The organism is Streptomyces sp. SID14478 (assembly GCF_010548525.1).
GTDB lineage: Bacteria > Actinomycetota > Actinomycetes > Streptomycetales > Streptomycetaceae > Streptomyces.
This window is the reverse complement of sequence record NZ_JAAGMG010000056.1, coordinates 1-6680: the sequence shown is the minus strand read 5'-3', so window position 1 is coordinate 6680 and position 6680 is coordinate 1. Positions and strand designations below refer to the sequence as shown.

The 6680-nt window shown below is 66.2% G+C and carries 3 protein-coding genes and 3 pseudogenes; 4 read left to right on the top strand and 2 right to left on the bottom strand.

Going from position 1 to position 6680, the window contains the following annotated elements; all coding sequences use genetic code 11:
- A pseudogene (locus tag G3I40_RS02010) lies at positions 1 to 740 on the bottom strand (IS110 family transposase); the annotation flags it as partial.
- Between the two features lie 354 nt (positions 741 to 1094).
- Between G3I40_RS02010 and G3I40_RS02005 the strand changes: the two are divergent.
- The 3 genes from G3I40_RS02005 to G3I40_RS01995 all read left to right on the top strand — a co-directional run bounded on the left by G3I40_RS02005 (position 1095) and on the right by G3I40_RS01995 (position 5103).
- Positions 1095 to 1697, top strand: a complete 603-nt coding sequence (locus G3I40_RS02005) for a TetR/AcrR family transcriptional regulator (protein ID WP_164300405.1) — start codon at positions 1095 to 1097, stop codon at positions 1695 to 1697.
- Between the two features lie 860 nt (positions 1698 to 2557).
- A complete protein-coding gene (locus tag G3I40_RS02000) occupies positions 2558 to 2914 on the top strand; it encodes a hypothetical protein (protein ID WP_164300404.1) in 357 nt (118 codons plus the stop codon).
- Positions 2915 to 3024: 110 nt separating this feature from the next.
- Complete coding sequence (locus G3I40_RS01995; protein WP_164300403.1) at positions 3025 to 5103, top strand: tetratricopeptide repeat protein; 2079 nt, start codon at positions 3025 to 3027, stop codon at positions 5101 to 5103.
- Positions 5104 to 5310: 207 nt separating this feature from the next.
- Here the strand turns inward: G3I40_RS01995 and G3I40_RS01990 are convergent.
- Positions 5311 to 6092, bottom strand: a pseudogene (locus G3I40_RS01990) (IS5 family transposase); the annotation flags it as partial.
- Positions 6093 to 6236: 144 nt separating this feature from the next.
- On the opposite strand from G3I40_RS01990, the pseudogene G3I40_RS01985 reads away from it, so the two are divergent.
- Positions 6237 to 6545: pseudogene (locus tag G3I40_RS01985) on the top strand (transposase family protein); the annotation flags it as partial.
- Positions 6546 to 6680 lie beyond the last annotated feature (135 nt).

The following is a 6680-nucleotide window of genomic DNA, read 5'->3' as shown; positions in this document are numbered from 1 at the left end:
GTTGGCGAGGCTTGGGACGATGAGGGCGGCGGCATCGGTGCCGGGAACGACGACGGTCTGTTCATCCAGCGCGGTGAAGACGTCCTCGATCAGTCGCTCGGCCATCCGCGGCGCTTTCGGGCGGATCAGGGTGATCAGCCTGCGGCGTCCGGCCTTGCGGATCTGGGCCGGCGAGCCGAACTGGTCCAGCATTTTGAGCACGGCCGGGTGCTGCATGCGCGGTCCCAGGACTCGTTCTAGGTGCGGGTGGATCTGGGTGAACAGCCCCGCAGCCGGTTGGACAGGCGCGTTGCCTCGGCGGCGAGGTCGTCGTCGAACCCGACGATCATGTGGAGCTCGGCGATCGTGTCGTCGTCGAGGTCGACCGAGCGCAGCGTGTGCGGCATGGCCCGGGCCGCGTCCGCGATGATGAACGCGTCTTTCGCGTCGGTCTTGGCCTCGCCGGGATAGAGATCGGCGATCCGCCGCATTGTCAGGCCCGGCAGATAGGCGACGTGGCAGCCCAGGTTGCGGGCGACGGTCAGCGGCAGGGCTCCGATGGAGGCGACCTGGTCGACGATGACCAGGACGGTTCCGTGCTTGGCCTGCAGTTTGGCGAAGACCTCACGGAGTTTGGGCTCGCTGTTGGGCAGTCGCTTGTCGAAGGTTTTCTTGCCGGTCGGGGTGAGTGCGGTGGCGTGGTGTTCGCCCTTGCCGACGTCCAGGCCGAGGTAGACGTCGATGCTGCTGGTATCGATCACGTCAGGCTTCCTTCGGTGCTGTTCACCCGGCCCTGCCACGGCACTGATCGCCACATCCACATTACGAAGAGCCTTCCGGCCTGCGAAAAGGCCAGCGCTCGTGTCCCTAATCAGCGGTCTGTCAGTGCCTCCGGAGCCGGTGACACCACCCCCCCCCGGGCCATCCGTTCGACAAGGGGAGGTAGTCATGCCAACTCCGAAGGCCGGTAACCCCGTTGCGGGGCTACGAAAAAGGTAATGGGGGGGAAGTTACTTTGCGTGGGCTCCGATCGGGTGATCCGCCGAGCAAAAAGCGGAACACCGTTCAGCAGTCCGAATACGGAACGGTGTTCAGCTATGCAAAAGGAACTTTTCATGACCAATCACCCCACGCGCGGTGAGGCCGTGTCCCGACGCATACGCCCCGACGTGCAACGCAACCTGGACGCCCTGCTCGCCGCGGCCACCGAGGTCTTCGCCGAGCAAGGCGTGGACGCCCCGGTCCGGCAGATCACCGCGCGCGCAGGCGTAGGCGCGGGCACCTACTACCGACACTTCCCGCAGCGCTCCGACCTGATCACCGCCGTCTTCCGGCACGAGGTCGACGCCTGCGCCCAAGTCGCCCCCGCCCTCGCCGAGCAGCACGTCCCCCTGGAGGCGCTCACCCTCTGGCTGCTGCGCTTCACCGGGTTCGTCGCGGCCAAGCGCGGCCTGAAGGCGGTCCTGCACTCCGGCGATCCGGCGTACGAAAACCTGCCCGGCTACTTCAAGCAGCAGTTCGTGCCCGTACTCACCCAGCTCATGAACGCCGCAGTAGCCTCCGGCGACATCCAGCCCGGTTTCGACCCCTCCGATCTGCTGCACGCTCTGAGCGACCTGGCAGACCCCTCGGACCAAGGCTACACGCAGCGCATGATCGACCTGATCATCAACGGCCTCCGCTACCGTGCGGACACGAGCAACAGCACGCGACACTGACAGGCAGACCCATGGGAGCCGACAGAGCGCATGCAGTTCGCCTAGTTCCTCATCCACTACAGCGAGGGCGCCGGGCACGGTGCAGGCCGGGACATACGGCGAACCGGCCCCGCCCCTGATCGAGCTCGGGCGTGAGAACGTGCGCTGGCAGGTGCGAGCGTACGTGACCGGGCAGCCGGAGGTGGCCCGGATGGCCGGACAGGGGGTGCCGCATCATGTGGAGCGATTCCTGATGCAGTTCTGGCCGGCGTGAGTCCCGCGGCGGCATAGACGGGCGGAACCGCAGGGGGGAGTGCTGGGGAGCGCGGGGCTACTTCGCCTTGATGCGGAAGCCGTCGAGGATGCGGTTCTTGCAGGTGTCCGATCGGCGCCTGGTCCGCGGAGTGTGGCAGGAAGCAGGGCGGACCGTCGTGACCGAGCCGTGCTGAGGCTCGGGTGGGTGTGCTGGCCGTCGGGAGACCCGTTGGTGTGGCCCGACGGCCGTCGTCGTGTCCGGGGACGGTGTGGGGCGCATGCGTTCCATGATCTGACGGTCGCTCGGTCTCACAACAACGAGGGAAGGCATCGATCGTCCATCCCGAAGCGAGGCCGCTTCCTCTCCAAAAGGATTATGCTGCGGGCGAGTTGGATCATCGCGGGGGAGGCCACGGGGGTGATCGCGGGTCCGGAGGGGCACCGCGCTTGCCGGCACGGAACGGGCGCTGTCGGGAGCAGCGCTGCGTCCGGACGCGTCTTTCATCACCGCACGGTGGCGTTTGCGGCCGACGGCGGATGCGAGCAGATCGCTATTCCGTGTTTCCCCTGGTGACGACTGGTCCGGCCGGGATGGTGGCAGATCAATCGGATGGAGGAAGAAACCTGTGGAGCTGCAGCTGTGGGTCGAAGGGGACGATCCGGTCGAGGAGCTGGAGGATCTGGCGAACTGGCTGGGGCAAGAATCGGAGCTGCGGGGGCGGGTCAAGCCGGCTCCGGTGATCCCGGCGCAGGGAGAGCTCGGCGGGTTGCCCGAGGTCCTCATCGCAGTGCTGGGGGGCGGTGGCCTAGCCAGCGCGCTGGCAACATCCTTGGGCGCGTATCTGTCGCAGCCGCGGCGGCGTTCCGTCCGTATCAGGATGAAAGGGCCGGAGGGCCAGGAGGTCGAGGTGGACGCGCAGAGCGCGGGTGATGCGGAGCGCCTCCTGCAGATTGCATTGGGGAATGCGGAGGGCCTGCAGTGACGGGTCGTGGGATCGATCCAGCGCGGTCACGCATCGTTCTTCTCGGCTCCCCCTCGTACGAGGACGAGCAACTCGTAGACGTGCCTCAGATCTCGGCTAACCTCCGCGACTTGGCGGCCGTCCTCACCGCCCCCGAACTCGGCGGGTTCCCCGCAGAGTGCTGCGTCACCATCCCGCCGCAGGCGACCGGCCGGGCGATCGGCCAGATGTTGCATCAGGCGGCCGACGAGGCCGAGGACCTGCTGCTCTTCTACTTCGCGGGCCACGGGATTCCGGTTGGTCGCTCCCACGAGCTGTACCTCGCTCTCCACGACACCGCCGTGGACGCCGTGGAGTACAGCGCGCTGCGGTTCGACACAGTGCGAGGAACGTTCCTCGGCAGCAGGGCAAGAAACCGTGTGATCATCCTCGACAGCTGCTTCAGCGGTCGCGCCATTGGCACCACGCTGAGCGCTGGTCAGCAGGAAGTTCTCGGACAGCTCGACATCCAGGGGACCTACACCCTCACCTCGGCCCCGCCCAACAGCACAGCTCTGGTGCTGCCCGACGAGGAACACACGGCCTTCACCGGGCGACTCCTCGCTCTCCTGCGCGAAGGGGCCCCGCACCCCGGACCGCTGATCACCATGCAGGACATCTACCGCACCCTATGGGGCCGGTTCACGGCAGAACGGCTGCCGCTACCGCAGCAGAGGGGCACCGAGAATGCCGACCAGCTCGGGCTCGTCCAAAACCGCCTGGCAGGCACGGGTGATCCTCAAGCCGGCCCCTACCTTCCCCCGCTGTCGCCGACACACGGTTTCCACCCTGATTCCCTGACTCAACAACACGACAGGGCCGTCGACCTCATCGACGACGACCGCAGTGACGAAGCTATTGTCATACTCGAAAAGGTCGCCGAGTCACGTACCCACCTCTTGGGCGGCGAGCACCCGGACACTCTCGAATCCCTCTATCAGCTGGCTGCCGCCTACGGCAATGTTGGGCGCGATCAAGAGGCAGTTGACCTGGGCGAACGACTAGCTCAAGCGTGCGGTCGGGCGCTGGGACCTGAAGACCCCCTCACCCTCAACAGCCTCCATGACCTCGCTGTTTCCTTCACGCAGCTGGGCCGTGAGCAGGATGCGCTAGACCTCAGGGAACGGGTGGCCGAAGTCCGGACTCGCGTCCTGGGAGCAGACGACCCCGACACCCTCTGGGCCCTGCGCTACCTCGCCGCCTCTTACGGCCAAGTAGGACGGGTTCAGGAGGCGGTTGACCTATTTCAACGGGTGGCGCAAGCACAATCCCGTGTCCAGGGCGCCGATGATCCCGGCACCCTCGACACCTTCGAGTGCCTCGCCGCCCTTTACAGTGACATGGGCCGATACCAGGAAGCCGCGGACCTGCAAAAGAGAGTGGCCGAAGTCCGCACTCAAGTCCTGGGACCAGACGACCCCGACACCCTCGGCGCGTTGCACAATCTCGCTGACACCTACGGCCAAGCGGGACGGGTTCAGGAGGCGGTCGACCTATTTCAACGGGTGGCGCAAGCACAATCCCGCGTCCTGGGCGCCGATGATCCCGGCACCCTCGACACCTTTGAGTGCCTCGCCGTCCTTTACAGTGACATGGACCGGCACCAGGAAGCCGCGGACCTGCAAAGGCGGGTGGCCGAGGCCCGCGCCCGCGTTCTGGGACCTGAAGATCCCGACACGCTCGAAGCGCTTCATATGCTCGCCCTGTTCTGCTCACGGATCGGAGCCGACCAAGAAGCACTGGATCTTGATGAACGGGTGGCCGAGGCTCGCACGCGCGTTCTGGGCCCCGAAGATCCCGACACCCTCGAAACCCTCCACCACCTCGCTCTTTCGTATGGCGTGGCAGGACGCGATCAGGAGGCAGTGAGTCTGGGCGAGCGGGTAGCTGAGGCCCGTACCCGCGTCCTGGGCCCCGAAGACCCCGAAACCCTCAACACGCTTTACTGCCTCGCTCTCGCATACCACTCGGCAGGACGCGATCAGGAGGCAGTGAATCTGGGCGAGTGGGTGGCCGAGGCTCGCACGCGCGTCCTGGGTCCCGAAGACCCCGACACCCTTCGCGTGCTCGACTCCCTTGTCGAGTTCTACAGCGACATGGGCCGCTATGGAAGTGCAGTGAGGATGGAGAAGCGGGCAAAGGCGGCTCGCGCACAGGCCAGCACGAGGTGACAGCCACGAAGGCGTACCGCTGAGGGATGTCACCGGGCTGCAGCGCGCACGACATGGGCCCGGTCAGCCCCCGGCACGAAGTAGCCGTAGGGGTGTTGCCGGGCGCGTTTGTAGGTGTCGAGCGTGTGCGTGAAGTCGCACAGGCGCTGGGTGCGGGGCCGGTTGAAGAGGAGATTGTTCGGAGCATGACTGCAGTTGCCGGTGGGTGATGAGGCAGCAGGCCAGTTTGAGGAAGGCTTCGTGGATGTCGGCTCGGCGTTCCCAGCGGCCGCGGAGTCGGCGGAAGCCGTGCAGCCAGGCGAAGGTTCGCTCCACGACCCATCGGTAGACGCCAAGTCCGGTGCCGTGACGGGTGTTTCGGCGAGCGATGGCGGCCACGATGCCGCGGGCTTGGATCTGGTCACGGTAGATGTCGTGGTCGTAGCCGCGGTCGGCGAAGAGCGAGTCGGGCTTGCGTCGGGGGTGACCGACCCAGTCGCGGATAGGTGGGATCGCGTCAAGCAGGGGCAGCAGCTGGGTGACATCGTTGCGGTTGCCGCCGGTGAGGATGACGGCGAGCGGGGTTCCGTGTCCGTCGGTGATCACGTGGTGCTTGGAGCTGGCCCGGCCCCGGTTGACCGGCGAGGGGCCCGTGTGGATCCCCCTTTTAGAGCCCTGACGTGGGAGGCGTCGACCACGCAGCGGGACCAGTCGAGCCGGGCGGCCGCATTCAGTTCGGCCAACAGCACCTCGTGCAGCCGCTGCCAGACGCCGGCCTCATTCCAGTCCCGCAGCCGGCGCCAGCACGTCATGCCCGAGCCGAAGCCGAGCTCCTGTGGGAGGTGTTCCCACTGGATGTCGGTGTGCAGGACGTACAGGATCCCGCACAGCACCTGGCGGTCCGGGATCGGCCGACGGCCGGGGTACCGGAACCGCCGCTCCTTCTTCGGCAACAGCGGCTCGGTCCGCTCCCAGAGGTCGTCCGGCACGATCCATGGTGAAGTCCCCACGCCCCGGACAACGCCCAACTGCCGTGCCAGGCACGGCTATCTGGTGCGATGCACCTCATTGTGTTAGCCGTTCTAAGACTTCAGATGGTTGGGTAAGAGCACTGATTCGTAACTAGTGGGGCGCCGTTGGGGCGTTGTCTGGTCATGGGTGGGGTGATTTCAGCAGATGATCCGCAGTGGATCGAGCCGTGCGTAGGGCTGAGTCCGCCACAGTTCAACCGGCTGGTCGCATTGGTGCGGCGTCGTGGTGGTGATGATGTCCAGAGTGGTCGACCGTGGCGATTACCGCTGGCTGATTGGGTGTCGCTGGTAGCAACGTACTGGCGCACGAACCTGACATTGCGGCAGCTGGCGCTGCTGTTCGGGATCTCGAAGTCGGCCGCGGACCGGACCCTGGACCACCTCGCGCCGCTGCTGGCGATCTCGCCGGTCCGCCACAAACGCGAGGACACTGAGGCTTTGCCAACTTGCGCTGCGAGGCGGGCTGTTGAGCTGACACGTGGGTGAAGCCCCTGGTAGACGGGTTCACGACCAAGATTCCCTCGCCCGACCAGAGGCTTCGTGTGCTTGTCTACCCGTGTGGCCTGG